Raw genomic sequence first — 26,185 nt, forward strand, 5'->3', positions numbered from 1 at the left:
GATGGGACCATCTGTAGCAGGATTTGTCCCGGCTACAGGTGCCCCTGCCAGGTAGGAATCGCATGTCAGAGTATGAGTTGTCGGAATTCCCCCTCGTGCAGTTCATGCGCGAGAAGTTCGACCCCGTCGCCGAGCTCGCCCGCATCCGCGGCGAGCAGCCGATGTTCCCCATGAACATCCCCGGGGATCAGACCGTCTGGCTGGTCACCAGGTACGAAGACGTCCGCGCGGTCCTGGGCGACCACGAGCGCTTCAGCAACGACTTCGGCAACATCATCGGCCTGGGCTCCAACCAGGACGACCCGGGAGGCCTCGGCTTCCGCGACCCACCCGAGCACACCAGGCTGCGCAAGTACCTGACGCCTGAGTTCACCATGCGTCGCCTGCGCCGCCTGGAGCCCCGCATCGAGGGCATCGTCACCGAGTACCTGGACCAGATGGAGGCCAAGGGCTCCCCGACGGACCTGGTGGAGGACTTCTGCCTGCCGATCCCGTCCCTGGTGGTGTGCGAGCTGCTCGGCGTGCCGTACGAGGAACGCAAGGACTTCCTGCGGCTGTCGACCAACCGCTTCGACTTCTCGGCCGGGCCCGAGGCCTCGATCCAGGCGGTCAACGACGCCATGGCCTACCTGACCGACCTGGTCGCCCGCGAGCGCGAGAAGCCTGGCGACGGCCTGCTCGGCACACTGCTGCGCGAGCACGGCGACGAGCTCGACGACCGCACCCTGGCCAGCATGGCCGACGGGCTGCTGACCGGCGGCCACGACACCAGCACCAGCATGCTCGCGCTGGGCACGCTGTGGCTGCTGGAGAACCCCGCGGTGGCCGACAAGGTGCGCGCGGAGGAGTCGTACATCGTCGACGTCGTGGAGGAACTGCTGCGCTACATGAGCGTGGTGCAGGTGGCCTTCCCGCGCTTCGCCCGCGAGGACATGGAGTTCCTCGGGCAGAAGGTGACCAAGGGCCAGCTGGTGCTGTGCTCCCTGTCGGGCGCCAACCGCGACCCCGGCCTGGGCGCCGACATCGACCAGGTGCGTCCCGAGCGGCCCACCGCCTCCTCACACCTGGCCTTCGGCCACGGCATCCACCGCTGCATCGGCGCGCCGCTGGCCCAGATGGAGATGCGCATCGCCTTCCCCGCGCTGCTGCGGCGCTTCCCCGGGCTGCGGCTGAACGTCGCCCCCGACGAGGTCGCCTTCCGCAAGCTGGCCATCGTCTACGGACTGGAGGCCCTGCCCGTGGCCTGGTGAGGCCGACCGGCGTAAGTTCACGAGTGTGAGCAGCATCGATCTGACCGCGATCGGCGCCGTCGTGTTCGACATCGACGGCGTCGCCACGGACACCGCCCGCGTGCACGCGGCGGCCTGGAAACACGTCCTCGACGGCTTCCTGCGCGGGCGGGGCGAGGAGCCGTTCGACATCCGCTCCGACTACCTGCGCCACGTCGACGGCCGCGCCAGGCTCGACGGCCTGCGCACGTTCCTCTCCTCGCGCGGCCTGGAGGTGCCCGACGGCTCGGCCGACGACGAGCCCGGCCAGGTGACCGTCCACGGGCTGGCCGGCGCCAAGGACGCCTTCTTCCTGGAGCAGGTCGGCAAGTACGGGGTGGCCGCCTTCCCGCCGGCCGTCGCGCTGCTGCACGAACTGCGCCGCCGCGGATGCCGTACGGCTGCCGCCACCGCCTCGCGGCACGGCCGCGCGCTGGTGCAGGGAGCGGCCCTGGCGCACCTGTTCGACCTGATCGTCGACGGGCACGACGCGGCGCTGATGAACCTGCCGGGCAAGCCGGATCCGGCGCTCTACCTGGAGGTGGCGCGGCGGCTCGACCTGCCGCCCGAGCGCACCGCGATCGTCGAGCGCGCGCTGGCGGGAATCGAGGCGGCCCACAAGGGCGGCTTCGGCGCCGTCATCGCCGTCGAGGACGCCTCCGACCTGGCGGAGGTCACGGTGCTGGGCCGGGTTCCGCGTCCTGTGTGATCAGGAGCCGGTATCCCTCAGTAGCCTGAATGTCGTGAGTGTTCTGATCGATCCCCCGATCTGGCCCGGGCCGCGCGGGCTCATGTGGTCGCATCTCGTCAGCGATTCCTCCCTCGACGAGCTGCACGACTTCGCGGCCCTGCTGGGCGTGCCCGTGCGCGCCTTCGACCACGATCACTACGACGTGCCGTCGACCGTGCACGCCCGCGCCGTCGAACTCGGGGCCGAACCGGTCAGCTCCCAGGAACTACTCAAGCGGCTGATCGCCTCAGGACTGCGGCACCGCAAGCGCCGCTAGCTCGCGCTCCATGTTCGCCCTGGCCGGCCCCTCCCACCGGGCGTGCGCCCGCTCGGTGCGGAACAGCCTCGGCGCCGACAGCAGCCTGCCGAGCACCTGGGCGCGACCGGCCCTGAACAGCTCGTCGGGGACGTGGCGGTACTCCTGGCGGATCTCGCCCGCGTAGACGGCGTAACGCCGCGCGTCACTGGCCAGGATGGACAGGTCGGCGTCGCACAGCACCTGCCCGTTGAGATCGTCCTCGGCCGGGTCGTGGTTGACGGTCAGCCGCACCAGCCTGGCCACCTCCGCGACCGTCGCGGCCGGCACGCCGCACGACGGCAGCCGCTGCTGGGCGAGCTGGGCGCTGCGCTCCTCGTCGGAGCCCGGCCGGCCGTCGTAGACCGCGTCGTGGAACCAGGCCGCCAGCCGTACGGCCACGCCGTCGGCGGCGGTCAGCTCGTCGAGAGCGGCCAGGACCTGATCGAGATGATCTCTCGTGTGATAGCGCCGGTGCGGCTCCGACCAGCGGGCCAGGAGTTCCGCGCGAAGAGATCGCACCGCGGGGCGGTCACCGAGCAGCTCGATCATCAGCGCTCCACCTCCGGGAGGAACGACGAAGGCCCCGGTCCGTTTCCGGACCGAGGCCTCGCCTTTCGTAGCGGGGACAGGATTTGAACCTGCGACCTGTGGGTTATGAGCCCACCGAGCTACCGAGCTGCTCCACCCCGCGTCGTTGATAGAACTCTATCGTGCTTTCCGAGTGCCCGCGCACGTTTTCCGTCCGTGGCGCTGTGAGATGCTGGTGAAGTGAACCTGGAGGACCTCGTCCGGCTGCGCCGGGCGCGTGACCTGATGGATCGCGAGTACTCCAAACCACTCGACGTTCCGGCGCTGGCGCGTGTCGCCCTCATGTCGCCCGGCCACTTCTCACGCAGCTTCCGCGCCGCCTTCGGCGAGACCCCCTACAGCTACCTCATGACGCGGCGCATCGAACGCGCCAAGGCGCTGCTGCGCCGCGGCGACCTGTCGGTGACGGAGGTCTGCTTCGAGGTCGGCTGCACCTCCCTGGGCACCTTCAGCACCCGCTTCACCGAACTCGTCGGCGAGAGCCCCAGCGCCTACCGCGCCCGCGACCACGAGGACGGCGCGGCCATCCCCGCCTGCGTCGCCAAGATCCACACCCGACCCACGCGCAGGTGACGGACCTTCCGGGGACCCTGGCCGTAGGGTGACACGTATGGGCATCAACCTTTCGCAGTGCTTCATCGCGGTCGACGACCACGACAAGGCGATCGCGTTCTACCGCGACGTCCTCGGGCTCGAGGTACGCAGCGACGTGGGGTTCGAGGGCATGCGCTGGGTGTCGGTCGGCGCCCCCGACCAGCCCGACGTGGCCATCGTCCTCGAACCGCCGCTGGCCGACCCCAACGCCTCCGACGCCGACCGCGAGGCCGTGAACGTGCTGCTGGCCAAGGGGCTGCTGCGCGGGGTCATCTTCACCACCGACGACGTCGACGCGCTCTTCGAGCGCATCCGCGCCTCGGGCGCCGAGGTGCTGCAGGAGCCCATGGACCAGCCGTACGGCGTGCGCGACTGCTCCTTCCGCGACCCGGCGGGCAACATGCTGCGCTTCAACCAGCCGCGAAAGGCTTGACGCGCCCTCGTCCTGCAAGCACCCGTCAAGGTGGAGGGCGCACCATGAGGGCCCTGACGCCAGCAGACGGAGGTCCTCCAGCCATGCCGAAATGGATCACGCGCGTCCCCTGGGCCGCCTGGGCGCTGTTGGGAGCCGCCTGGATCGGCCTGCAGATCTGGGAGCTGTCCCAGCGCACGACCCTGTCCGACCGCGTCTCCGATCTGATCGGGGTGCTCGTCGGCATCTTCGTCATCAGCGCGGCCCTCGGCCTCGTCCGCCCCCTTCAGGCGAGGGGGCACGATCACGAGGATGAGGGAGGGTGATGCTGCTGATGGTGGCCTCTGAGACAGGCGTCGAACTCGAATCAGAGAACAGCAAGCCTGCGGTGAGGCCTAACCAACGAGTTCGTTCCCCGAAGAAGCCCTCCGCGCCGGGAGAGCGAGGGGTCCTCTCCGCCGGGGAGAGGACGCTGGGACCGGGAAGTCAAGCCAATCTTTCGACGCTGACTCTTTGCTGTCGACGTAGGTGATGGGCAGGGCGATAGATGCCTAACGTGGCCTATGGACACACTTCGCCGAATCGCCGTCGCAGGGATCGCGGCGGCTGGCCTCATCGCAGCACCATCCATCGCCTACGCAGACCACATGCGAGACCTCGACTGCACCCCCGACTTCAAGACGCAGCCGCAGGCGCAGCGAGAGTATGACAAGCAGTGGAAGATTCACGGCGCGGATGTGCACGACCTGGACCGGGACGGTAACGGGCTTGCCTGCGAGTCCCTGCCGCCCGGGTGATCACACCCCCGGCGCCTGGCCCGACTCGATCGGCCTGCACTCCTATGCCGCGTCACGGGTGCCACGGTTCCCTGGCAGTGGCAGGCGTCCGTGCAGAGCGCAGCTCGCGAAGCCGGGCGCGCATCCCCTTCCTGGTGATCGACGGCCGCCCGGTCAACCCGTGCGCATGCCCCGACATCCAGTACGTCCGCAACGAACCCGGCCACTGGGGGCGCGGATCATGTGATAGCCACGAAACGCTCACGTGGCGATGCGGCTGCCTATTCTGAAGCAGGGGCCGCCAGCGCTGGATCGCCGAGGTGACCATCGACTACATCCCATCTGGTCGGCGCGTCACCCGCAAGTCCGCTGGCCGTACCAAGACCGAAGCCGAGCTGAAGGAGATGCGTCCGGGATCTCGATGGCAGTCTGCCTGTCGCTCCGGCCGGGACACCGTCGCCGACGCGGTGCGAAAGTGACTGGCGTTAGGGCGCCCGGCCGCTCGGAGTCGACGATCGAGACTAATTGCATCCTCGTCAGGAAGCACCTCATCGGGTTGCAAGCAAAGACTGGACTCCTCGGGAATTGCCCCACAACTGCGTCTGCTGCTGTCGCCCGACGAGGCGCTATCGAGCAGATCTCCGGCTCTTCGGACACGCCGGAGGGTCGCGAGTGACCCCGAAGGCCTTTCGGTTGCAGATCCGGCCGGTCACTCAGGAGGATGACCCATCCGATGCTCAGGGGCTAGGTCACTTCGCCTTTGAGCTGGGTGGGTGATGCGGAGATCGAACCAGTGACTGTTGCTCAGCAACTCTGGCGTCACCGACCCGCAACGTAGTCAGTTGTCCACTTCCTCCTCTATGCTCACCCCAAATTAGCGATCTTCTCCCCCTTGAGGCCCCATGTCAGACATCCGGCGCACTGAGCAGCTGCCGCAGTATGTTTCAACCGCTCGGCTGATCATGTGGATCCAGGCGGGGTTGGGGTTGATGGGCTTCGCGTTCCTTATCCCCGTCTTTGCCAGCGACATCCCCATGACCGAGGAAGCCAGGCTTGCCCTGCTCCTTTTGATCCCCGGCGCGGTGGGTGTGATCCTGCTCGGGGTGCTCAGTTTCATGATCCGCTCCCGCAGAAGTTGGGTGCGGCTCACAATCTTCGCAGTTGAGGGGTTCAGCATTCTCAGCTCCGTCTATGTGATGGCAACTGAGGGCACAGGCGGCGGACTCAGCGCCTTGACCGGCTTGGCCTTGCCTCTGATCGTGGTCTATCTGCTCGCCCGTCAAGTATCAGCCAATTGGTTCGACCGCTGACTGATCACCGCCCCCAGCCACCGGCCCCGATTGGCCCGTCTGCTTCGTCCACATGCAATGCAGCGGGCCAAGGGCCAGAAGGCAAGGCTGGAGCTCCCACTGGAAGACCTTGGCCCTTGGTCCGCCGGTCGGCGTGAAGTGGGGCGTCCTTGGCCAGGTGTTCGTCAACTCGGTGGGCGGGCCCGTTCGCCTTATACTCTTCCGCCCTCGGGTCTGGCGGCCCGCGCCCGTCGAGGCTGGCCTCCTCGGCGCGGTCAAGGAGAGTGACTGGGCTATCCTCGCCCGCCTCCGTGGACGCTGAGGGGGCTGGAGCACACGCACCGATTTGGAACTCGGAACAAGCCGGTTCGCTGGGTAGCGCACAACGCGGCAAGCGGGCTCCGCTTACATGATCTCCGGCACTCCTACGCGACGTGGCTCATGTCGGAGGGAGTCCGATCAACGACTTGGCGCGCCTCCTCGGCCACGAGCAGATCTCGACCACGCTCACCCTCTACACGCGCTCCACGAGGGAGCGTTTCGGCAGGGTGCGCGAGGTGCTTGCTGACGACTCGCTGACTTCGATCTCCCCGGAAGACCCACAAGGGGAAGACGATCTACTGACCGCGGAAGATCTGGATGAGTGATCGCGTTAGCCGTTCCGGCTCTGAGCAGCACGAAAGCCCGCCAGGAACCAAACACCTGACGAGCTTCGGGTGGGTGGGCGATACTGGGATCGAACCAGTGACCTCTTCGGTGTGAACGAAGCGCTCTCCCGCTGAGCTAATCGCCCGGGATTGGCGGCTCCTTGCGGCGCCGACGGGTAAAACCATACCGCACTCCAGGACCATCCGTCGAAGCGACGCGGGAGGTGGAGGATTCGGGCGCAATGTTGCGCTTGGCCACCAGCATGGCGACTCGTCGCATAGCATCGTCGTGTCCCGGTAGGCGCGGAACGTGATCTTTCGTCCGATAGGCGCGGTAAGCGCTCACCCGGGGCAGCTCTACAAGACGCAAAACCCTAGCAAACACGACCCGGTTGGGGCCGTTTCGCCAGGTAGATGCCTAAATGTCCTGCTGTGATGTGCGTTACAGAAGGCCCTGGAAGCGGAATCTTTCCTACAGGTTTCTTCGTTCCGCGTCATAGCTCGGGACGAAGTCCGTCAGAGCAGTGAAAGCCCCGAGAGGGGACCGTACGACGAAAAGGTTTGGCTGACGATGAACAGCACCACCGTCTCCGCCGAGCTTGGCCTTCGGCTTGTGGTCCCCGACCGTACGACCGTCCCCCTGCTCGCCGGACTGAGTTACACGGCCGACGACCCGTATGCCATCCGCATGGCCTTTCACGTGGGGAACGACGAGCCGGTCGAGTGGATCTTCGCCCGCGAGTTGCTGACCGTGGGCATCGTGCGCCGCGTCGGCGACGGCGACGTGCAGGTGTGGCCGGCACGCGCCGACGGCGAGCGGACCCTGCACATCTCCCTCACCTCGCCCTTCGGCCAGGCACTCTTCGAGGTGCCGCTGGCGCCGCTGACGGAGTTCCTGCATCGCACCTACGAGCTGGTGCCGGCCGGCCGGGAGACCGACTTCATGGACCTGGACGCCGAGCTCACGAACATGCTCTGGCCGTCCTGACCGGAAAGACCGACCCCCGGATTCAGAGCAGGTCCTTCATGCGGGCGATCTCGATGCTCTGCCCGGAGTAGACCTCGCGCGCCATCATCCGCATCTGCTGATCACGCCCTGCCGCCAGCTCCCGCTCGGCCATCTTCAGCGCGCCCTCGTGGTGCCTGATCATGAGCTCGAGGAAGAGCCGATCGAACGGAGTTCCCTTCGAGGCGCGCAGGGCGTTCAGCTGTTCCCGGGTCGCCATGCCGTCCATGCCCGTCGTGTGATCGTGGCTTGCCGTACGGCCCAGGGCGGACAGCCAGGTGGTCATCTGCCTGATCTCGGGCTCCTGGGTGAGCGCGATGCGTTCGGCGACAGCGCGCACCTTCGGGTCGGCCACGCGGCCCGGCGCCAGCCCGGCCATCTCGAGTGCCTGCCGGTGGTGCGGGATCATCGACTCGGCGAAGAGCACGTCGGCGGCGACCGGTTCGGTGGTGGCCGCGAGCGTCTCACCTGGCGATGCCGTACGGCCGGCGGCGCCGGGACTGCCCGGCACGATCACCGGCGCACCCGTTCCCACCACGCCGGTGGGCTCCTCCCCGGAGCAGCCGGCGAGAGCGCCCATGAGGGCAACTGTCACCATAACTGTGACAATCGCACGACGCGCTCGGAACCTTCCTGCCATAGCTTCCATAGTGATGCACTCGTCCGGGAAGGAAGACCAGGTGATCTCCACCAAGTTGGCCGCGGCCGTCTGCGCGGCGTTGTTGCTGGCCACGGCCTGCGCGACCCCGGAGCGAGAGGCCCAGCGGGTCGAGACGGCCCCGCCGGTCGTCCCGGGCACGACGCAGCCCGCCGCCACGCCGTCGGCCGGCGCCTCCGCCGACGATGACGTGATGACCAGCGACAACGTCAAGCTGGTGGCCAACCTGCCGCGCCAGGCTCCGCTGAACGGCCCCATGGCGTGGAACTCCGACCTGGCTTTCCAGGGCACCTACGCGTACGTCGGCAACTTCGACGGCTTCAGCGTCGTCGACATCGCCGACCCCACCCAGCCGAAGCTGGTCAGCTCGGTCTCCTGCCCCGGCCAGCAGAACGACGTGTCGGTGCACGGCAACCTGCTGATCCTGTCGGTCGACGAGACGCGCTCCGACGAGACGTGCACCTCCAAGCACGGGACGAAGTGGGAAGGGCTGCGCCTGTTCGACATCAGCGACAAGAAGAGCCCGAAATACGTCTCCTCGGTCGCCACGAACTGCGGCTCGCACACCCACACCATGATCCCCGGCAAGGACGGCCAGACGCTCTACGTCTACGTCTCCTCCCCCGGCCCCTCGCCCGACTCCGAGACCTGCCCGTCGCCGCACGAGCTGATCCAGGTCGTGGAGATCCCGCTGCAGGACCCGAAGAGCGCCAAGGTGGTGTCCAGCCCCGACATCTTCCCCGACGGCCAGCAGGGCTCCTTCCTGCACGGCTGCCACGACGTGACCGCCTTCCCCGAGAAGAACCTGGCCGCCGCGGCCTGCTTCGGCGACGGCGTGCTGCTCGACATCACCGACCCGGTCAAGCCGGTCGTGCTCCAGCAGGTCAGGGATACCGAGAACTTCGACATCTGGCACTCGGCGACCTTCAACAACGACGCCACCAAGGTCATCTTCGGCGACGAGCTGGGCGGCGGCGGCATGGCCACCTGCGACTCCAAGACCCCCGAGACCAAGGGCGCCAACGCCATCTACGACCTGAAGGACGGCAAGCTCGTACGGCGGGGCTACTTCAAGATGCCGCGCGAGCAGCAGACCACGGAGAACTGCGTCGCCCACAACGGCTCGCTGATCCCGGTCGCGGGCAAGGACATCATGGTCCAGGGCTGGTACCAGGGCGGCGTGTCGGTGTGGGACTTCACCGACTCCGACAACCCCAAGGAGATCGGCTTCTTCGAACGCGGCCCCGACAACTCCGGCTCGGTCATCGCCGGATCCTGGTCGGCGTACTACTACAACGGCTACATCTACTCCAGCGACATCATCCGCGGCCTGGACGTGATCGAGATCTCCGACCCGCTCACCGATCCGGCCAAGCAGGTCAAGATGGACGACTTCAACGTGCAGACGCAGAAGATCTACTGAATCGCCCCTGCGCGCCAGCGGGAGTAGACGCTGGTGAAGGTGTGCGAGACGGTCTGGCCGATGATCAGCGACCGCCACGACACGACGAAACGGGCCGGGCGGTTGGATCGGTCGAGGCTCAGCTTCCACTCGACGGTGTCGCGGGCGAAGGCGTTGTCGTCGCCCTGCTCCGTCCAGGCCATGATCCAGCCCTTGAACTGCTCCGGTGACTGGGAGAAGGGGATGACGGCGCTGTAGCTCGTCCCGGACCTGCGCACACGCGGGGCCAGCTGCACGAAGTCGAGCAGCACCTCCAGGCCCGCGGTGGTGCGGACCGCCTGGATGTAGTCGTGGCCCGGCGGGTCGTAGACGCGCTTGCCTCCCATGAAGAGCTCGCCCTCGCGGACGGCGAAGGAGAACGGGGCGTCGGCGGGGTCCTCCGGTTTGACGCTGATCGCGAAGTCGCTGCGGGCGTTGTCGCTGAGCGCGCCGGGCGGCAGGCTCACCTGTCCCGTGGCGTCCAGCTTGAAGGAGCTCTGGGAGAGGAAGCCGTCGAAGGCCAGGTTCGCGAGAGAGGTCTCGGCGAGGGCCTCCTCGACCGCCAGGGCCAGCGCCATGGGGTCGGCGGGAGGGGGTTGCACGGCACCGTCGGGCGTCGGGGTCGGGGTGGCGGTCGGGGTCGGGGTCGGGGTCGCCGAGGGGGTGGCGCTCGGGCCCATGGGTGTCGTGGTGGCGCTCTGACCGGTGCTCGGCCGCGCTCCTGAGGACGCCGACGCGGTGTCGGTGGGCCAGAAGCGCCACAGCAGCCCGCCGGTGACGGCGACACCGGCGCCGGCCGCCACCGCGCCGGTCAGCATGCGGCGGCGGGAGATGCGGCCGGGCTCCTGCGTTCGCGAGCTGCCGGATCCGGGGCCGACCGCGGGCGCGGGTGCGGGGCCGACCGCGGGTGCAGGGCCGTGGCCGGGTGCGGGGCCGGGGCCGGGTGCGGGGCCGTGGCCGGGTGCGGGTACGGACGCGGGCGACGGTGCGGGTACGGGTCCAGGCGCGGGCGCGGGCGCGGGCGCGGGGCCGAGGCCGGGTGCGGGTGGGGGCGGGGCCGAGGAGGCTGCAGGGTCGGCCTCACCGGACGAAGCGGGCTCCACCGGCTGTGCGGCCTCCTCCCCCAGCAGTTCCAGCAGCACCTGGCGGGCAGTGGGCCGTAGCGCCGGGTCCTTGCTCAGGCACCGCGTCACGATCGACCGCAGCGGTTCCGCCAGTTCCCCCAGCTCCGGCTCCCCGTGCAGGATGCGGTGCGCTGTTGCCGCGAAGGTGTCGTTGCCGAACGGCGGCCGTCCCGTGGCCGCGTGCACCATGGTCGAGCCCCAGGCGAACAGGTCGACCGGCGGCCCGACGCCCTCCCCGGTGAACTGCTCGGGAGCCATGTACGGCGGGGTGCCTGCCGCGCCGTCCTTGGTGACGGTCGCCCCGACCAGCCGCGCGATCCCGAAGTCGATCACGCGTGGCCCGTCGGGGCCCATCAGTACGTTGCCCGGCTTGAAGTCGCGGTGCACCACGCCCGCCCGGTGGATGGCGGCCAGGGCGGTGGCGGTGCCGATGGCCAGGCGGGTGAGCGCGGCGCCGCGTACGACGCCCATCGCCGACAGGGCAGGGCCGTCGATGTATTCGGCGGCGACGTAGGGCGGGTCGTGGTCGAGGTCGGAGGAGATGACGCGGGCGGTGCAGAACTCGTCGACCTGGCGGGCGGCGGCCAGTTCGCGGGCGAAGGCGCGGTCGAGCTCGCCGGTCAGCACTTTGATCGCGACGGGTTCGCCGCCGGGGTCGCGCCCAAGGTAGACCACGCCCTGGCCGCCCCGGCCGAGGCGGCCTTCGAGCCGGTAGGGGCCGAGAGCCGTGGGGTCGCCGGGGCGCAGCGCTTCTAAGGGCACGGCAGCATGCTAGCGATCATGCGCCACAGGCGGAGGCCAGCGCACCCAAGCGATCCCAAGCGATCCGCCCGGCCCAAGCGAGCTGCCCGACCCAGACGACCCGGCCGACCCAAACGACCCAAACGACCCGGCCGACCCAAACGACCCGGCCGACCCAAACGACCCGGCCGACCCAAACGACCCAAACGACCCAAACGACCCAAACGACCCGCCCGGCCCAAACGACCTGCCCGGCCCGGGCGGCCCCAGGCCTCCGAGCGACCTCGACCGGCGACGGCCGGGTCACACGCGGCCCCCGGCGGCGGCCGGCGTCACGAGAGTCGCTCAGCGACGGCGGGGCGTCACGGGTTCAGGTTGGCCGCGGCGTGCTCGGCGAAGACCTCCATCGCCTTCAGCGTCACCGGCCCCGGCGCCGCCGGCAGCGAGGTGTCGTCGACGCGCCCGATCGGCTGCACGTCGCGCGTCGTGGAGGTGAGGAACGCCTCCTCCGCTGAGTACAGCGCGTTCAGCGGGATGTCGGTCTCCTCCGCCCCGAACCACTCCAGCACGAGGGCCCGTGTCACCCCCGCCAGGCATCCGGACTCGAGGGTCGGCGTGAGCAGCCGCCCGCCGGAGACGATGAAGATGTTCGACCCCGTCCCCTCGCACAGGTTGCCGGCGAGGTTGCCGAAGATCGCCTCGCCGCCGCCGCGCGCCTTGGCGTAGGCGAGGGCCTTGGCGTTGTCGCCGTAGGAGGTGGACTTCACGCCGGACAGCGCTCCGCGCTCGTTGCGCGGCCAGGGCACGACGGTGACGTTGGCGGTGGCGGGGAAGGCGGGCTGCTCGTCGACGATGACGACGGTGGTGGCGCCCTGGGTGCCGCGGTCGGAGCCGAGGGGTCCGGGCCCGCTGGTGTAGGTGACGCGGATGCGGCCGAGCTTCCAGGCGGGTGCCGTGGCCAGGAGTTGGTCGATGCCGTCGGCGATCGCCGCGGTGTCGGGCGCGGGCAGGTCCATGCGCTGGGCGCTGAGGGCCAGGCGGTCGAGGTGGCGGGTGAGCGCGAACGACCGCCCGTCGACGATCTTGATCGTCTCGAAGACGCCGTCGCCGACCATCAGGCCGTGGTCCCAGACCGAGACGCGGGCCTGCGCCGGGTCGAGGAGTTCCCCGTTGACCCAGACGGGAACGTTCATGCCAAGCCTCCTGAGGATGCTAGTTCGATGAGCCGTGCGGCTTTCAGTTCGGTCTCGTGCCATTCGCGCCGCGGCTCGCTGCCCCACGTGATGCCGGCACCGGTGCCGAACCGGATCTCGTCGCCGGCGATCCAGAAGGTGCGGATGCCGACGGCCAGGGCCGCTGTGCGCCGGTCGCCGTCGACCCAGCCCACCGCCCCACAGTACGGCCCGCGGGGCGAAGGTTCGAGCTCATTGATGATGCGCAAAGCGGAAGATTTAGGAGCACCGGTGACCGAACCAGGAGGAAATGTGGCAGCGAACAGCTCCGCCCAGCCGCGTCCCGGCGCGAGCCGGGCCCGCACGGTGGAGACCAGGTGCACCAGGCCGGGATGTTCCTCGACCACGCAGAGCTCGGGCACCTCGACCGAGCCGACCTCGGCCACGATGCCCAGGTCGTTGCGGACCAGGTCGACGATCATCACGTTCTCGGCGTAGTCCTTGTCGAGCAGGTCGGCGGCGCTCACCCCGGTGCCCTTGATCGGCCGCGACGTGACCGTCATCCCGTCTCGGGAGAGGTAGAGCTCGGGCGAGGCCGACACCACGGTCAGCCCGGGAAGCCGGATGAAGGCGGCGTGCGGGGCGGGATTGCCCTGGGCCAGCCGGTGGGCCAGCGCCAGCGGGTCGTCGCCCGGCACCATGGGGGCGTCGAGCACCCGGCACAGGTTCGCCTGGTAGACCTCGCCCTGCCTGATGTAGTCGCGGATGCGCCGCACGCCCCGCTCGTAGCCGTCGCGGTCGAGCGAGCTGCGCCAGGAGGAGGGCGAGGGCCCCGTCCAGGGACCGGACGCGGCGGGCAGCGGCGCCTGCCGTACCTCGTCGAACCGCGCGCAGGTGACCTTGTCTTCGTAGTCGACCACGACGGCCCACCAGCCGGGCCCGTCGAGGGCGGCCAGGTCGGTGGTGACGTCCCGCAGGCCGGTGGCCAGCAGGCCTCCCACGTGGGCGAGACTGTCGTGCACGTCCCTATTGTTTCAGGAGTTCGACGAGCTCCAGCGCGGCGGGCAGCGGGGAGGGCGGCAGGGCGGCGTAGACGCGCCTGGACGGCAGAGACTCGCTCAGCCGCTTGAGCACCACGCCCTCGGGCACCGCACGCGCGGCCAGTTCCGGCACGAGCGTGACGCCCAGCCCGGCGGTGACGAAGCCGAACTTGCCCGACCATTCGGCCACCCGCAGGCCGCCGCGCGGGGTGAACCCGGCCGCCGTGGCCGCCTGCGTCAGCAGCGTCGGCTGGCCGCGCGGGGCGGCCTCGATCCAGGTCTCCCCCGCCAGGTCGGCCAGCTTGATCTCGTCGCGGGCGGCCAGCGGGTGTTCGCCGGGCAGCGCGACGAGCAGTTCGTCCTCCTTCAACGGCACCAGCCCGACCGGCGAGGTCGGCAGCCCGGCCGGATAGTCGCTGATCACCGCCACGTCCAGGGCCCCGGCGTTGAGCCGCTCGACCAGGACAGGAGAGAGCCCCTCGACCAGCTGCACCTCCAGTCCGGGACGGGCCAGGCGGCGCAGCGCCGACGGCACGAGGTGCACGTTGGCGGTGGAGAACGAGCCGATGCGCAGGGTGCCGCCGGTGCCGCGGTGGATCGCGGCCAGCTCCTCGCCCGCGCGTTCGAGCCGCTCCAGCACGGCCACGACGTGGCGGTGGAGCGCGGCGCCCGCCGGCGTCAGCCGTACTCCTCTGGCCAGCCGTTCGAACAGCGGGCCGCCCACCTCGCGCTCCAGGGCGGCCACGCGGCGCGAGACGGCGGACTGGGTGTAGCCCAGCAACTCGCCCGCCGCGGTGAAGGACCCACTCCGGGCGATCTCGTCGAACAATCTCAAGGCATTCATGTCAGGCATGGCTGCCATGCAATCTAGTCGTTTGTGGAATGCCTGGCCAATCCGTTGAATAGCCGCATGATTGCTTTCCTTGGACAGGGCCGCATGGGCGTGCCCATGGCGCGGCGGCTGACGGACAACGGGCACGACGTGACGACGTGGCGGCGCGGCGACGGGCCGGTGGCCGGAGCGGTCGCGGAGGCCGACGTCGTGATCACGATGCTGCGTGACGGCGATGCGGTGCTGGAGGTGCTCGGCGACGCGCTGCCCGCGTTGAGGCCGGGCACGACCGTGGTGGAGATGTCGACGATCGGTCCCGAGGCGGTCCGGCGGGTCAGGGCGCTGCTCCCCCGCGAGATCGCCCTGGTCGACGCGCCGGTGCTGGGCAGCGTGCAGCCCGCCGCCGACGGCACGCTGACCGTCCTGGCGGGCGGCGACGTGTCCGGCGTGCGCGAGCTGCTGTCGATCTTCGGAACCGTGCGCGAACTGGGGCCGCTCGGGGCGGGGGCGGCCATGAAGCTCGCGGTGATGAACACGATCGTGCCCGCGCAGGTGCTGGTCGCCGAGACCCTGGCGTACGGCACGGCGCACGGCGTCGACCGTGACGCGCTGCTGGACGTGCTGGGCGCCACCCCGCTCGGCGCGGTGGCCGAGCGGTTGCGCGTGCCGTCGGAGCAGACACGCTACGCGCTCGAGCTGGCCGCCAAGGACCTGCGCCTGGGCGCCTGGCAGGGCTCGACCCTGGCCTCGGCGGCGCTGGGCAGGCTCGACGGGGCCATCGCCGAGGGGTACGGCACGCGTGACCTCTCCTCGGTGGCGCCCTACGTCGAACAGGCGGGGCAGGCGCGTGCCGTACCGGTCAATCCCGCCACGGTGCCGGCCACCAACGGCATGTACTCCCACGCGGTGCGCGCGGGCGGCACCCTGTACGTCTCCGGGCAGGTCGCCCTCGACGCCGACGGCAAGGTCGTCGGGGAGGGCGACATGACGGCCCAGGCGGAGGCGATCTTCGAGAACATCGGCAGGATCCTCGCCGACCAGGGCGCGTCCTTCCGCGACATCGCCTTCATCCGGAGCTACATGGTCGACATGGACCAGCGGGCCGCCTACGGCGCGGTGCGGCGGCGGTACATCACCGGCACGCCGCCCGCGAGCACGACCGTGGAGGTGTCCAGGCTGTTCGTGCCCGGACTCCTCCTGGAGGTCGACCTGATCGTCAGCCTCACTTCTTGACGGCGACGACGGTGTAGGGCGTCTCGGGCGTCGGCGTGGTGGTGAAGCGGGCGTTGGGCAGGTAGAGCCGGCCCCGCCACGCCGCGACCGTGGTGGGCACGTCGAAGCGCGGGTCGGTGATGCGCTTGGTGACCGTGCCCTTGGTGGCCGCCTCGTCGAGGGTCAGCACGGTGACGGTGTTGAGGCGGTTCTGCACCACGTAGAGGGTGGTGCCGCGCAGCAGCAGGCCGTCGCCGTTGACGAGGGTCTCGCCGCCCAGGTTCACCTCGGTGGTGACGCCGGTGGCGGGGTCGACGCGGAAGAGCTTGCCGGTGTTCGACTGGACGATCAGCAGGCCGGTGCGGTCGGGGGTGATCTCGATGCCGTTGGCGTTGTTGCCGGTCGTGTACTGGATGGCGCCGGTGAGCGGGATCGTGGTGGCCGCCTCGGGCAGGGCGCCGCGACGTCCCAGGGTCAGCTTGTAGATCGCCGGGTTGCGCGAGTCGGTGAAGTAGGCGGCGCCGCGGTGCAGGATCACGTCGTTGACGAAGCTCGCGCCGGCGGCGGCCAGCTGGTAGCTCTTCAGCAGCGCGCCGGTTTTGGTGTCGATCACGCGGGCGTCGCCGCCGGTGCCGCCCGCGACGAACAGGCGGTCCCGCTTGTCGGTCTTGAGGCCGAGCGAGGGGGTGCCGGGACCCTGGCTGATGATCGTGCCCTGGCCCGTCTTCAGATCGGCCCGGTAGATCGAGCCCGTCGCGCGGGAGCCGAAGTAGGCGTCCCCGTCGCGGTCGATGGCGATGCCCTCGGGCTGCCAGCCGTTGGGCAGGGCGATGGTGTCGGGGCGCGATGGCCCGGCCTGCGCGGGCGCGGCGCTCATGACCGTCAGCGTGACGCAGGCCACCGCGGTGGCGATGATCCTCAACTTCATGAGGGTCACTGTGCCCCTCTTTCCCTGGTGGACAAAGGGGCACGGAGTCACTTCACAGCGACTTGCCAGGAAGTCAGGCCAGCGGGCCGGTGACCGACTCCACGGCCGAGACCACGACGCCGTCGGCCACCAGCCGGACCGCCGACTCGATCTCAGGGGCCAGGTAGCGGTCGGTGCCGGGGCCGGGGATGGTCTCGCGCAGCGCCGACACCACCGCCGCGGTGGCGGGGGCGGGGGCGAGCGGGGCGCGCAGGTCGAGGGCGCGCGCCGCGGTGAGGATCTCCACGGCCAGCACCCTGGTCAGCCCGTCGACGGAGCGGCGCAGCTTGCGGGCGGCGCCCCAGCCCATGGAGACGTGATCCTCCTGCATGGCGCTCGACGGGATGGAGTCGACGCTGGCCGGGGCGGCCAGGCGCTTCATCTCGCTGACGATCGCGGCCTGGGTGTACTGCGCGATCATGTGGCCGGAGTCGACGCCGGGGTCGTCGGCCAGGAAGGCGGGCAGGCCGTGGTTGCGCGCCTTGTCGAGGAAACGGTCGGTGCGGCGTTCGGACATGGAGGCCACGTCGGCCGCGACCACGGCCAGGAAGTCCAGGACGTACGCCACGGGCGCGCCGTGGAAGTTGCCGTTGGACTCCACGCGGCCGTCGTCGAGCACCGCGGGGTTGTCGACGGCGCTGGCCAGCTCCCAGGTGGCGACCCTGGCGGCGTGGTCGACGGTGTCGCGGGCGGCGCCGGCGACCTGGGGGGCGCAGCGCAGGGAGTAGGCGTCCTGGACGCGGGTGCAGTTCTCGGGGTCGCGGTGGCTGGCCATGATCCCGGAGCGGTCGAGGACCTTCACCATGTTGGCGGCGGCCAGGGCCTGGCCCGGGTGCGGGCGCAATGCCTGCAGCTCGGGGGCGAAGACCCGGTCGGTGCCGAGCAGCGCCTCGACGCTCATCGCCGCGCTGATGTCGGCGGTCTTGAGGAGCCTGGTCAGGTCCTCGATGGCCAGGATCAGCATGCCGAGCATGCCGTCGGTGCCGTTGATCAGGGCCAGGCCCTCCTTGGCGGCCAGCTCGACCGGCTCGAGGCCGGCCTGCTTCAGCGCCTCTGACGCGGAGGTGACGGTTCCGGACCCGTCGCGGACGGAACCCTCCCCCATGAGGGCGAGCGCCACGTGCGCCAGCGGTGCCAGGTCGCCGGAACAGCCCAGCGAGCCGTACTCGTGCACGATCGGGGTGATCCCGGCGCTGATCAGCCCCGCCAGCGCCTTGGCCGTGGTCGGCCGTACGCCGGTGTGCCCGGTGGCGAGCGTGTGCAGGCGCAGCAGCATCAGCGCGCGCACGACCTCGGTCTCCACCTCGGGACCGCTGCCCGCGGCGTGCGAGCGCACGAGCGAGCGCTGCAGCTGCGCGCGCAGGGCGGGATCGATGTGGCGGGTGGCCAGCGCGCCGAAACCGGTGGAGATGCCGTAGGCGGGCACCGGGCTCTCGGCCAGCTCCTCCACCCGCTGGCGGGCCGCCGCGATGGCGGCCACGGCGTCCTCGGTGAGCCGCACCGCGGCGCCCCCTCTGGCCACCTGGACCACTTCGGCGAAGCTCAGCGGCTCTGGGCCGACGTTCACGACTCCGTTGTCGCGCATACTCACGCACTCTCTCGCAGCTCGGTAACAGGCTAATGCGATGTTAGCTCCTTACAAGCGAACGTCGCCTCCAGCCCCCGCCTTCCTTTCTCCGTCACCACGATCGCCCGGGGCGCGCGCCCCCTGACCAGCCACTCCTCCTCCAGCAGGACGCCGGTCAGCGCGGCGCCGAGCGCCCCGCCCAGGTGGGCCCTGCGCTCGGTCCAGTCGAGGCATTCGGGCGCGAATCGCCTGCGCGCCTTCCTGGCGCCCTCGACGTCGACGCCGAGCCTCCCGAGCACCCGCTCCCCCTCGGCGGTCACCTCGCCCCCGGCCAGGTAGCCGCGCTCCCGCATCCCGTCGAACAGCGCCACGCCCGCCCGCCCCGCCAGGTGGTCGTAGCAGGTCCTGGCCTCCTCGAGCTGCCTGGCCTGGCTCGACTGCCGCAGGCTTCGTACGGCGGGGCGGGCGCTGATCCGCGCCAGCGTCTCCAGCACCTCGGCGACCTCGTGCCCCTTGAGCCGGTAGTAGCGGTGCCGCCCCTGCTTGACCGCCTCGACCAGTCCGCCGTCGAGCAGCTTGGCCAGGTGGGCGCTGGCCGTGGGCGCGCTCACCCCGGCGAGCCTGGCCAGCTCGCCCGCCGCCAGCGCCCTGCCCGACAGCAGCGCCGTCAGCATCGTGGCCCTCGTGGGATCCGCCATGAGCGCCGCGACCGGCGCGATGTCCGCCTCCATGCCTTCGACCGTACCGCCGCGACACTTCGACGCCCGACGAAGGATGCAATCCGGTTTGGGGACTCGCCCAGTATTCGCTACAGTTGCCTACGTCGCCGCGAACGAGCGGCAACGCGGAAGTGGCTCAGGGGTAGAGCATCACCTTGCCAAGGTGAGGGTCGCGGGTTCGAATCCCGTCTTCCGCTCGGAGCTTCCGGCTCGGTGGAGTGGCCGAGAGGCGAGGCAGCGGCCTGCAAAGCCGTCCACACGGGTTCAAATCCCGTCTCCACCTCGATGAAGAACGCGGACGATTAGCTCAGCGGGAGAGCGCTTCCCTGACACGGAAGAGGTCACTGGTTCAATCCCAGTATCGTCCACCATCTCCTCACGGCGCCTTCGACGCCGCCAGGTGCACCCCGAGCCCGATCAGGGCGGTGCCCGTCACGTAGTCGACCGCCCGCCGCACCCGCCGCCGCGTCAGGAACCGGCGCAGCACCGCCACCAGGTTGGCCAGCACCCCGAACCACACCGCGTTGGTGACCAGCGCCGCGGCCGAGAGCGTCAGCACCTGCGCCATCCCCGCCTGCGCCGACACGAACTGCGGGACGAGCGCGATCATGAAGATCGCGACCTTGGGGTTGAGCGCGTTCGTCAGGAGCCCTTCGCTGAAGGCCGACGCCCGGCCGCCACGGGCATGGGCGCCACTCGCGGCCGGCTCCGCCGTACGCCCGGCCGCGAGCCAGGCGCGCACCCCCAGGTAGAGCAGGTAGGCGGCGCCCACCACCTTGACGACGGTGAAGGCCAGCGCCGAGGCGGCCAGCAGCGCGGCGATGCCGGTGGCCGCGGCGACCACCCAGAAGAACACCCCCACCGCGATGCCCGCCGCCGCGGCCATGCCGTGGCCGCGGCCTGACTGCACCGAGCGGCGCACCACGACGGCGAAGTCGGGTCCGGGCGACATCGAGCCCAGCATCACCACCCCGGCGAACGCCAGGATCTGCGGAAGGGAGTCCATGAATCCACCATAAGGGGCGTTGCGCCCGGCCTGGTGATCACGCTGCGTGCTTGGCTGACCCCATGCAACCGGACGCCGTCGAGCGCCTCCTGGTGGCCAACGGCCTGCCGCAGCTCGTCAAGGGGTGGAGCGCGCGCACCCACGTGCTGCCCAGGATGCTGCCCGGTCTGGCCTTCTTCCTCGGGGCCCTGGTGGCGGCGATCTTCCTGCCGCTGGAGAGCTGGGACATGCTGTGGATGGCCGTGGGCGGGTCGTGCGCGGCGGCGCTGGCGTGGGTGGCGTGCCGGCCGCTCAGGGAGCGGCGGCGGGTGATGCCGCGCTGGGTGGCGCTGGCCGTGCCGCCGCTGTTCGTGCTGGCCCCGGCGCTGATCGTGGTCGCCGACTACGCCAAGAACGGCGCCCCCGCCTACGCGGAGCTGTCCGACGGCCTGGAGGCCGACCCCGCCTGGGCCGCCGCGGGCCTGGCGGTGACGCTGGCCGTGGGGGCGGCCGTCTGGCTGGTGCTCTGCGCCGTGGGCGTCAACCTGGGCGTGGTCGCGCTGTTCCGCATCGCGGCCAAGCAGTCGCTCACGGACCTGAAGAACTCCGGCAAGCTGCACGGCCGCGCCATGCCGAGCATGCTCTTCGTCACCTTCCTGGCCTTCCTGAGCGCCGAGGTGTGGCAGCTCGGCGACCACATCAGCTGGAAACGCCTGACGCTCGTGCTGCTGCTGTTCGCGCTGGTCACGGTGATCGCCAGCGCCAGCCACCTGCGTGACGAGCTGGAGGACGCCAAGACCGCCTCGACGTTGTCGAGCGGGGCGCACTGGAACCTGCTGACCGTGCTGGCCACCCGCCAGCTCGTCCAGGCGACCGTGGTGGGGCTGGGCGTCTTCGTCTTCTTCACGGTCCTGGGCGTGATCGCGGTCGATCCGGCCACCGCGAAGACCTGGGTGGGCGCCACCCCCAAGCCCTCGCACGTGCTCGGCGTGCCGCAGGCGCTGCTGCGGTGCGCGGCGCTGCTGGCCGGCTTCGGGGCGATGAACTTCGCGGTCAGCACGATGACCAACTCCGGCGACCGGGCCGACTTCTTCCGCCCGATCGTGGCCGACCTGAAGGACCTGCTGGCCAAGACGCGTGATCGAGGGGACGGGTGATGGACGCTCTCGGGCAGCTGGCGGTGGTGCTGGGCCTCATGCTCGCCACCGTGCTGCTGGTGGGAGTGGGCGAGCGCATCCGCCGGCCGTACCCCGTGCTGGTGCTGCTGCTGGGCGTCGTGCTGGCCCTGGTGCCGGGCATCCCGATGATCTCCATCGAGCCCGACCTGATCCTGCCGCTGTTCCTGCCGCCGCTGATCTTCGCCGCCGCCCAGCGCACCTCGTGGGGCATGTTGTGGGCCAAACGCCGCACGGTGTTGTGGATGGCGGGCGCGCTGGTGCTGGTCACGGTGGCCGCGGTCGCCTGGACCGCCTGGCTGGTGATCCCGGGCGTGACCGTGGCCGCCGCGGTGGCGCTCGGCGCGCTGACCGCGCCGCCCGACCCGGTCGCCGCCGAGGCGGTGGCCGAGCCGCTCAAGCTGCCCCGCCGCCTGGTCACCACGCTGCAGACCGAGGGCCTGTGCAACGACGCGACCGCCCTGGTCGTCTACGGCGGGGCGGTGGCGGCCATGGCCAGCGGCAGCTACTCCCTGCCGACCGCGGTGCTGAACTTCCTCTACGAGGCGGTCGTCGCCGTGCTGCTCGGGATCGGCGTCGGCCTGCTCGCCAAGAGGCTGCGCGACGGCATCGCCGAGCTGACCGCGCGCAGCGGCCTGACACTCGTGGTCCCGTTCGCCACCTACCTGGCCGCCGACGCGATCGCCGCCTCCGGCGTGCTGGCGGTGCTGGCCGCCGGGCTGACGATGGGCCGCTCCGGCTTCGACGACCTCGGCGTGAGCGACCGGCTGTACGGCGGCGCGTTCTGGGACACGCTGGAGCTGCTCATCACCGGCCTGGCCTTCGGCCTCATCGGCCTGGAGCTGCGCGAGGTGATCGACACCGGCGGGGCCGACCTGGGCAGCGCCCTGCTGATCTGCCTGACCGTCGTCGTGGTGCGCTTCGTCTGGATGATGTTCGCGGGCCCGATCGCCCGCCGGGTCTCCGACCAGGACCAGGCCTCGGCGAGCTGGCGCGAGGACCTCGTGCTGGGCTTCTGCGGCATGCGCGGCCTGGCCACGCTGGCGCTGGCCCTGGCGTTGCCGCTGGCCACCCCGGCGCGAGGCGACCTGCTGCTGGCCGCCTTCGCCGTCATCGTGGTCACCCTGGTGCTGCCGGGGCTGACGTTGCCGACGCTGGTCGCGGCGCTGGGCGTGCGCGCCGAGGCCGACGCGCTGGAGGCGGCCACCAAGCCGCTGGCCATCCGCGCGGGCCACGCGGCGCTGGCCCGGCTGGAGGAGCTGGAGCGCACCGAGGACGTGCCCGACGAGATCGTGGGACGGCTGCGTGGCCGCCAGCGCATGCTCCTGGCCGCCCTCGGGGACGAGCCTCCCGACGACGAGTTCGCCGACTACAAGCGGCAACTGGAGCAGCGGGGCGAGCTCATGCGCAAGGTGCGGCGCATCGACACCGAGATGGTGGAGGCCGCGCGCCGCGAGATCCTGACCGCGCGCCGCGAACCAGGCGTCGACCCCCAGGCCGCCGACCAGGTGCTGCACCGCCTCGACCTGCACAGCGCCGGCGCGCTGTAAATCCGGACGAAACGTGGGTAGCGTCTCATCCCATGAGTAACGGTGCACGCCATGGGCTCGGCGCCGTCGCCGGGCTGCTGCTCACGCCGATCATCCTGGCCGGTCTCACCTTCGGCCTGACCAGGGTGGTCACCGGGATGCGGATGTTCTACCTGCCCTGGATCGGGCTGCCGGTGCTGCTGGCCGCCGCGGCCCTGCTGGGGTTCGCGATGGGCTCGCGCCTGTCGCCGCTGGCCTCGCTGCTGCCGGGGCTGGCCTACACCGTCCTGGGCGTGGTGCCCTTCGTGGGGATGGTGCTCGACGGCTTCCGCATGAACCTCAGCACGCTCCTGCCGTCGGAGTTCGCCCTGGGGCTCGACACGCTGCTCTACACCGGCCTGCTGCTCGCTCTCGGCCTGACGTTGCTGGTCGCCTCGTTCTTCCCGTCGCGCTGGAGGGCCAGGATCAGCCCCGCCGCTTGGGCCCCGCAGCACTACCAGCCGCTCCCGCACGAGGCACAGCACCAGCAGATGCACCAGCAGCCGCCCTACGGTCAGCCGAATCCCGACGACACGACCCGCCCATTCCACCGGGAGTGACCTGTCCCGGCCAATCGCCCGACACCACCGGGGGGCCGGGCGTAGCTTCTGGGGCATGCTCGCGAAGACTCTCACCAGCGTCCTCCTGGTCTTACCGCTCGTCGCCGCACCCGCCCAGGCGGCGGGAGTTCGCGGCACGCCGGGCGCGCCGGGCATCGGCGACGCCTACTTCCCCGACTACGGCAACGGCGGTTACGACGCCAGGCACTACAGCCTGCGCCTCGACTACCAGCCGGGCGCCGACCTGCTGAAGGGCAGGGCCACCATCGTGGCCACCGCCACCCAGCACCTGAGCCGCTTCAACCTCGACTTCCTGCTGGCCGTCCAGGAGGTGAAGGTCAACGGCCGCGCCGCGGCCTTCGCCAGGACCGGCACGCACGAGCTGGAGATCACGCCCGGCCGCACGCTGGCCAAGGGCGTGCCGTTCACCGTCGAGGTCGCCTACGCCGACACCCCCTCGGCCCACGACGTGCCGGGGATCGTCAAGCCGTGGGTGAAGCGCGCCGACGGCGCGCTGGCGCTGGGCCAGCCGGAGATCGCCTGGTGGTGGTTCCCCAGCAACGACCACCCGCTCGACAAGGCGACCTACGACATCGCGGTCACCGTCCCGCAGGGCACCGAGGCGATCAGCAACGGCGTCCTGACCGGCACGCGCACCCGCGAGGGCCGCACCACCTACCGCTGGCTGATGGACAAGCCCATGGCCTCCTACCTGGCCACGCTGTTCGTCGGCGACCTGGAGGTACGGCAGCGCACGCACCGCGGCCTGCCCGTCACGACCGCCTACGACCCGACGCTCGGCCCGCGCGAGCAGTTCGCCAAGGACAGCGTCGAGCGCACGCCCGAGGTCGTCGACCATCTGGCGAGCCTCTTCGGCCGCTACCCGTTCCACTCGATGGGCGGCTCGGTGGTCAACGAGAACGTCGGCTTCGCCCTGGAGACGCAGACCCAGCCGGTCTACGACTCGGTCTTCTTCGACGGCGCCACCGACGTCGGCGTGGTCGTGCACGAGAACGCCCACCAGTGGTTCGGCGACAGCGTCGCGCTCAAGCGCTGGAAGGACATCTGGCTCAACGAGGGCTTCGCGACCTACGCCGAGTGGTTGTGGTCGGAGAAGCAGGGCACGGGCACCGCCGCCGAGCTCGCCAACGGCCTCTACGACGAGATCCCCGCCGACCACCCGCGCTTCTGGCTGCGGGTGCCGGGCGATCCGACGCCCGAGTTCCTCTTCTACGCCTCCGTCTACTGGCGAGGCGGCATGACTCTGCAGGCGCTGCGCAGCGAGGTGGGCGACGCGGTCTTCTTCGACATCCTGAAGGCCTGGGCCCGGATCAAGCAGCACGGCAACGCCGACACCGGGGAGTTCGTGTCGCTGGCGGAGAAGAAGGCCGGCAGGCAGCTCGACACGCTCTTCCAGACCTGGCTGTACACCCCGGCCAAGCCCGCCGAGCGGCCGGCTCCGGACACGTTGGTCTCAACGAGATCACAATCCTCGGGGCCAAACTTCCTGGAATCCCACAAATTGACCCACGAAAGGCTCCACGGACCTCTCTAGAGACAACCTTTTCCCTGTTCACAGCGACAAAGCCCCTGTGAGTGCACTGGCTCTGCGCGCGGGCGACCCGGCGCGCCTGGGAGATTACTGGGTGGCCGGCCGGCTGGGCCGGACCGAGGTCTACGAGGGGTACGATCCCTGCGGTCAGCGGGTGGCGATCAGGATGGTCCACGGTGGAACCACCCGCCTCCGCAGGGATCTGCCCGCCATCATGCGGGTGGCGGGTCACTGCACGGCCCGGGTCATCGACGCCCGGACCGAGCACGACCCGGCCTACCCGGCCTACACCGTCAACGAGTTCGTGCCGGGCCCGAACCTGCGGGCGCTGGTCGGGCTCGAAGGGCCGTTCGGCCCCGACCGGCTGCGCCGCCTGGCGATCGGCACCGCCACCGCGCTGGTGGCCATCCACGAGGCCGGCGTGATCCACCGCGACCTGCGGCCCGACACCGTGCTGATCGGACCGGAGGGCCCGAGGGTGACCGGGTTCGGCGTGGCGCGCGCCGCGGAGCTCTGGCCCGCCTACCTGGCGCCCGAGCTGTTCGCCGGACGCCCGTCGGGACCCGCGGCCGACGTCTTCGCCTGGGGCGCGGTCATGCTGTTCGCCGCCACGGGACGCGACGTGTTCGACGACCCCGCCCCCGACGGGGTGATGCACCTGGTGTTGTCGGGAGCCCCCGACCTGGGCGCGCTGGCCGAGCCGCTGCGCACGCTGGTCGGCGCGGCGCTGGCCAAGGACCCGGCGCAGCGGCCGAGCGCGCGCGAGCTGCTGCTGGCGCTGCTGGGCACGTGGGACCCGAAGCGCGGCAGCCGGGAGGCGGCGTCGCTGGCCACCGTCCCGCGTCCGGGCATCGGCGAGATCGCCGAGTCGCGCTACCTGAGCCTGCCCCCGTCGCAGCGCCCGCTGGTGCCGCAGACGCTCCTGGCACTCATCGGCGTCGACGACCAGGGCCACGACACCGTACGGCACGCGCCGCTCGGAACGCTGCCCGCCTCGATCGTCCACCACTTCGCCGCGGCGGGGCTGCTGACGGTCGAAGACGGACGCGTCGCACTGCGCCAGCTGGTCCTGCTGCGCGCCTGGCCTCGGCTGCACCGGTGGGTGGCCGAGCGGCGTCCCTGCCTGCTGGAGACGGCGCGGCTGCGGCGCAGGCGCGTGGTGCTGCAGCGGGTGCTGGTCGGGGCGGTGGCCGCGCTGATGGCGGCGGCGGTGCTGGCGGCGTCGATGGCCGACATCCGGCTGCGTTGACCCGTTCGGCCTGAC

At 70.6% G+C, this 26,185-nt stretch carries 27 protein-coding genes and 5 tRNA genes; 20 read left to right on the forward strand and 12 right to left on the reverse strand.

All coding sequences use genetic code 11. The features are described from left to right. Positions 1-62 precede the first annotated feature (62 nt). Genes ACIBH1_RS20685 through ACIBH1_RS20695 form a run of 3 tightly spaced genes read left to right on the forward strand, consistent with a single transcriptional unit; the run spans position 63 to position 2,275 of the window. Positions 63-1,250, forward strand: a complete 1,188-nt coding sequence (locus tag ACIBH1_RS20685) for a cytochrome P450 (RefSeq protein ID WP_397315424.1) — start codon at positions 63-65, stop codon at positions 1,248-1,250. 25 nt (positions 1,251-1,275) lie between these two features. Next, positions 1,276-1,977, forward strand: a complete 702-nt coding sequence (locus ACIBH1_RS20690) for an HAD family hydrolase (protein ID WP_397315425.1) — start codon at positions 1,276-1,278, stop codon at positions 1,975-1,977. A gap of 34 nt (positions 1,978-2,011) precedes the next feature. Then, the gene (locus ACIBH1_RS20695; RefSeq protein ID WP_397315427.1) at positions 2,012-2,275 is read left to right on the forward strand and encodes a DUF4031 domain-containing protein; all 264 of its coding nucleotides are present in this window, start codon (positions 2,012-2,014) and stop codon (positions 2,273-2,275) included. Here the strand turns inward: ACIBH1_RS20695 and ACIBH1_RS20700 are convergent. Together ACIBH1_RS20700 and ACIBH1_RS20705 are read right to left on the reverse strand one after the other, a co-directional pair. Next, on the reverse strand, positions 2,246-2,845 hold the full coding sequence (locus tag ACIBH1_RS20700; RefSeq protein WP_397315428.1) for a metal-dependent phosphohydrolase: 600 nt from the start codon (positions 2,843-2,845) through the stop codon (positions 2,246-2,248). The genes ACIBH1_RS20695 and ACIBH1_RS20700 overlap by 30 nt on opposite strands. Positions 2,846-2,913: 68 nt before the next feature. Then, positions 2,914-2,987 (reverse strand) — tRNA-Met (locus tag ACIBH1_RS20705). Between the two features lie 122 nt (positions 2,988-3,109). Here ACIBH1_RS20705 and ACIBH1_RS20710 point away from each other — a divergent pair. From ACIBH1_RS20710 to ACIBH1_RS20735, 6 genes are all read left to right on the forward strand, one after another. After that, entirely contained in the window at positions 3,110-3,457 is a 348-nt protein-coding gene (locus ACIBH1_RS20710; protein WP_397315831.1) for a helix-turn-helix transcriptional regulator, read from the forward strand. A 37-nt stretch (positions 3,458-3,494) separates the two neighbouring features. Next, a complete protein-coding gene (locus ACIBH1_RS20715) occupies positions 3,495-3,911 on the forward strand; it encodes a VOC family protein (protein ID WP_397315429.1) in 417 nt (138 codons plus the stop codon). A gap of 83 nt (positions 3,912-3,994) precedes the next feature. Continuing rightward, the gene (locus ACIBH1_RS20720; RefSeq protein WP_397315430.1) at positions 3,995-4,216 is read left to right on the forward strand and encodes a hypothetical protein; all 222 of its coding nucleotides are present in this window, start codon (positions 3,995-3,997) and stop codon (positions 4,214-4,216) included. A 321-nt stretch (positions 4,217-4,537) separates the two neighbouring features. Beyond that, positions 4,538-4,687, forward strand: coding sequence for a hypothetical protein (locus ACIBH1_RS20725; RefSeq protein WP_397315432.1), 150 nt, complete (start codon positions 4,538-4,540; stop codon positions 4,685-4,687). Between the two features lie 881 nt (positions 4,688-5,568). After that, positions 5,569-5,976 carry a hypothetical protein gene (locus ACIBH1_RS20730; RefSeq protein WP_397315434.1) on the forward strand — a complete coding sequence of 136 codons (408 nt, stop codon included), beginning with the start codon at positions 5,569-5,571 and terminating at the stop codon, positions 5,974-5,976. Between the two features lie 446 nt (positions 5,977-6,422). Further along, positions 6,423-6,602: a hypothetical protein gene (locus ACIBH1_RS20735; RefSeq protein ID WP_397315435.1), complete on the forward strand. Its 180-nt coding sequence runs from the start codon at positions 6,423-6,425 to the stop codon at positions 6,600-6,602. Positions 6,603-6,676: 74 nt separating this feature from the next. Here ACIBH1_RS20735 and ACIBH1_RS20740 read toward each other — a convergent pair. Beyond that, a tRNA-Val gene (locus ACIBH1_RS20740) sits at positions 6,677-6,748 on the reverse strand. A gap of 425 nt (positions 6,749-7,173) precedes the next feature. On the opposite strand from ACIBH1_RS20740, the gene ACIBH1_RS20745 reads away from it, so the two are divergent. After that, entirely contained in the window at positions 7,174-7,590 is a 417-nt protein-coding gene (locus tag ACIBH1_RS20745) for an SsgA family sporulation/cell division regulator (RefSeq protein WP_181613788.1), read from the forward strand. A 22-nt stretch (positions 7,591-7,612) separates the two neighbouring features. Here ACIBH1_RS20745 and ACIBH1_RS20750 read toward each other — a convergent pair whose 3' ends face one another. After that, positions 7,613-8,188 carry a DUF305 domain-containing protein gene (locus ACIBH1_RS20750; protein WP_397315436.1) on the reverse strand — a complete coding sequence of 192 codons (576 nt, stop codon included), beginning with the start codon at positions 8,186-8,188 and terminating at the stop codon, positions 7,613-7,615. Between the two features lie 100 nt (positions 8,189-8,288). On the opposite strand from ACIBH1_RS20750, the gene ACIBH1_RS20755 reads away from it, so the two are divergent. Next, positions 8,289-9,689 (forward strand): LVIVD repeat-containing protein, encoded by a 1,401-nt coding sequence (locus ACIBH1_RS20755; protein WP_397315437.1) that lies wholly within the window; start codon positions 8,289-8,291, stop codon positions 9,687-9,689. On the opposite strand, the gene ACIBH1_RS20760 is transcribed toward ACIBH1_RS20755, so the two are convergent. The 4 genes from ACIBH1_RS20760 to ACIBH1_RS20775 all read right to left on the reverse strand — a co-directional run bounded on the left by ACIBH1_RS20760 (position 9,683) and on the right by ACIBH1_RS20775 (position 14,637). Beyond that, positions 9,683-11,593, reverse strand: a complete 1,911-nt coding sequence (locus tag ACIBH1_RS20760) for a serine/threonine-protein kinase (RefSeq protein ID WP_397315439.1) — start codon at positions 11,591-11,593, stop codon at positions 9,683-9,685. The two genes, ACIBH1_RS20755 and ACIBH1_RS20760, sit on opposite strands and share 7 nt — an antisense overlap. A gap of 341 nt (positions 11,594-11,934) precedes the next feature. Further along, complete coding sequence (locus ACIBH1_RS20765; RefSeq protein WP_397315441.1) at positions 11,935-12,765, reverse strand: aminotransferase class IV; 831 nt, start codon at positions 12,763-12,765, stop codon at positions 11,935-11,937. Next, the gene (locus ACIBH1_RS20770; protein ID WP_397315442.1) at positions 12,762-13,766 is read right to left on the reverse strand and encodes a chorismate-binding protein; all 1,005 of its coding nucleotides are present in this window, start codon (positions 13,764-13,766) and stop codon (positions 12,762-12,764) included. The genes ACIBH1_RS20765 and ACIBH1_RS20770 overlap by 4 nt, the downstream gene beginning before the upstream one ends. 4 nt (positions 13,767-13,770) lie before the next feature. Continuing rightward, positions 13,771-14,637 carry a LysR family transcriptional regulator gene (locus tag ACIBH1_RS20775; RefSeq protein WP_397315443.1) on the reverse strand — a complete coding sequence of 289 codons (867 nt, stop codon included), beginning with the start codon at positions 14,635-14,637 and terminating at the stop codon, positions 13,771-13,773. Between the two features lie 57 nt (positions 14,638-14,694). On the opposite strand from ACIBH1_RS20775, the gene ACIBH1_RS20780 reads away from it, so the two are divergent. Beyond that, a complete protein-coding gene (locus tag ACIBH1_RS20780; RefSeq protein WP_397315444.1) occupies positions 14,695-15,849 on the forward strand; it encodes a Rid family hydrolase in 1,155 nt (384 codons plus the stop codon). On the opposite strand, the gene ACIBH1_RS20785 is transcribed toward ACIBH1_RS20780, so the two are convergent. The 3 genes from ACIBH1_RS20785 to ACIBH1_RS20795 all read right to left on the reverse strand — a co-directional run bounded on the left by ACIBH1_RS20785 (position 15,839) and on the right by ACIBH1_RS20795 (position 19,093). Continuing rightward, positions 15,839-16,756, reverse strand: a complete 918-nt coding sequence (locus ACIBH1_RS20785) for an SMP-30/gluconolactonase/LRE family protein (protein WP_397315446.1) — start codon at positions 16,754-16,756, stop codon at positions 15,839-15,841. The two genes, ACIBH1_RS20780 and ACIBH1_RS20785, sit on opposite strands and share 11 nt — an antisense overlap. Before the next feature lie 73 nt (positions 16,757-16,829). After that, positions 16,830-18,380, reverse strand: coding sequence for a histidine ammonia-lyase (hutH, locus tag ACIBH1_RS20790; RefSeq protein WP_397315448.1), 1,551 nt, complete (start codon positions 18,378-18,380; stop codon positions 16,830-16,832). A 32-nt stretch (positions 18,381-18,412) separates the two neighbouring features. Beyond that, positions 18,413-19,093 (reverse strand): ArsR/SmtB family transcription factor, encoded by a 681-nt coding sequence (locus ACIBH1_RS20795; RefSeq protein ID WP_397315450.1) that lies wholly within the window; start codon positions 19,091-19,093, stop codon positions 18,413-18,415. A 113-nt stretch (positions 19,094-19,206) separates the two neighbouring features. On the opposite strand from ACIBH1_RS20795, the gene ACIBH1_RS20800 reads away from it, so the two are divergent. The 3 genes from ACIBH1_RS20800 to ACIBH1_RS20810 all read left to right on the forward strand — a co-directional run bounded on the left by ACIBH1_RS20800 (position 19,207) and on the right by ACIBH1_RS20810 (position 19,452). Further along, a tRNA-Gly gene (locus ACIBH1_RS20800) sits at positions 19,207-19,278 on the forward strand. Positions 19,279-19,293: 15 nt separating this feature from the next. After that, positions 19,294-19,364, forward strand: a tRNA-Cys gene (locus ACIBH1_RS20805). A 13-nt stretch (positions 19,365-19,377) separates the two neighbouring features. Beyond that, positions 19,378-19,452 (forward strand) — tRNA-Val (locus ACIBH1_RS20810). A 5-nt stretch (positions 19,453-19,457) separates the two neighbouring features. Here ACIBH1_RS20810 and ACIBH1_RS20815 read toward each other — a convergent pair. Continuing rightward, positions 19,458-20,087 (reverse strand): LysE family translocator, encoded by a 630-nt coding sequence (locus ACIBH1_RS20815; protein WP_397315451.1) that lies wholly within the window; start codon positions 20,085-20,087, stop codon positions 19,458-19,460. A gap of 62 nt (positions 20,088-20,149) precedes the next feature. On the opposite strand from ACIBH1_RS20815, the gene ACIBH1_RS20820 reads away from it, so the two are divergent. From ACIBH1_RS20820 to ACIBH1_RS20840, 5 genes are read left to right on the forward strand one after another with little or no spacing between them, the layout of a single operon-like run. Next, positions 20,150-21,223 (forward strand): hypothetical protein, encoded by a 1,074-nt coding sequence (locus ACIBH1_RS20820; RefSeq protein ID WP_397315453.1) that lies wholly within the window; start codon positions 20,150-20,152, stop codon positions 21,221-21,223. Continuing rightward, positions 21,223-22,791, forward strand: a complete 1,569-nt coding sequence (locus ACIBH1_RS20825; protein WP_397315455.1) for a cation:proton antiporter — start codon at positions 21,223-21,225, stop codon at positions 22,789-22,791. Before ACIBH1_RS20820 ends, ACIBH1_RS20825 begins: the two co-directional genes overlap by 1 nt. A 32-nt stretch (positions 22,792-22,823) precedes the next feature. After that, a complete protein-coding gene (locus tag ACIBH1_RS20830; RefSeq protein WP_397315456.1) occupies positions 22,824-23,369 on the forward strand; it encodes a hypothetical protein in 546 nt (181 codons plus the stop codon). A gap of 55 nt (positions 23,370-23,424) precedes the next feature. Beyond that, positions 23,425-24,924: a M1 family metallopeptidase gene (locus tag ACIBH1_RS20835; protein ID WP_397315457.1), complete on the forward strand. Its 1,500-nt coding sequence runs from the start codon at positions 23,425-23,427 to the stop codon at positions 24,922-24,924. 37 nt (positions 24,925-24,961) lie between these two features. Then, complete coding sequence (locus tag ACIBH1_RS20840) at positions 24,962-26,170, forward strand: serine/threonine-protein kinase (protein WP_397315458.1); 1,209 nt, start codon at positions 24,962-24,964, stop codon at positions 26,168-26,170. The last annotated feature ends 15 nt before the right edge of the window (positions 26,171-26,185 follow it).

It is taken from the genome of Nonomuraea sp. NPDC050663 (assembly GCF_044456985.1).
Taxonomy (GTDB): Bacteria; Actinomycetota; Actinomycetes; order Streptosporangiales; family Streptosporangiaceae; genus Nonomuraea.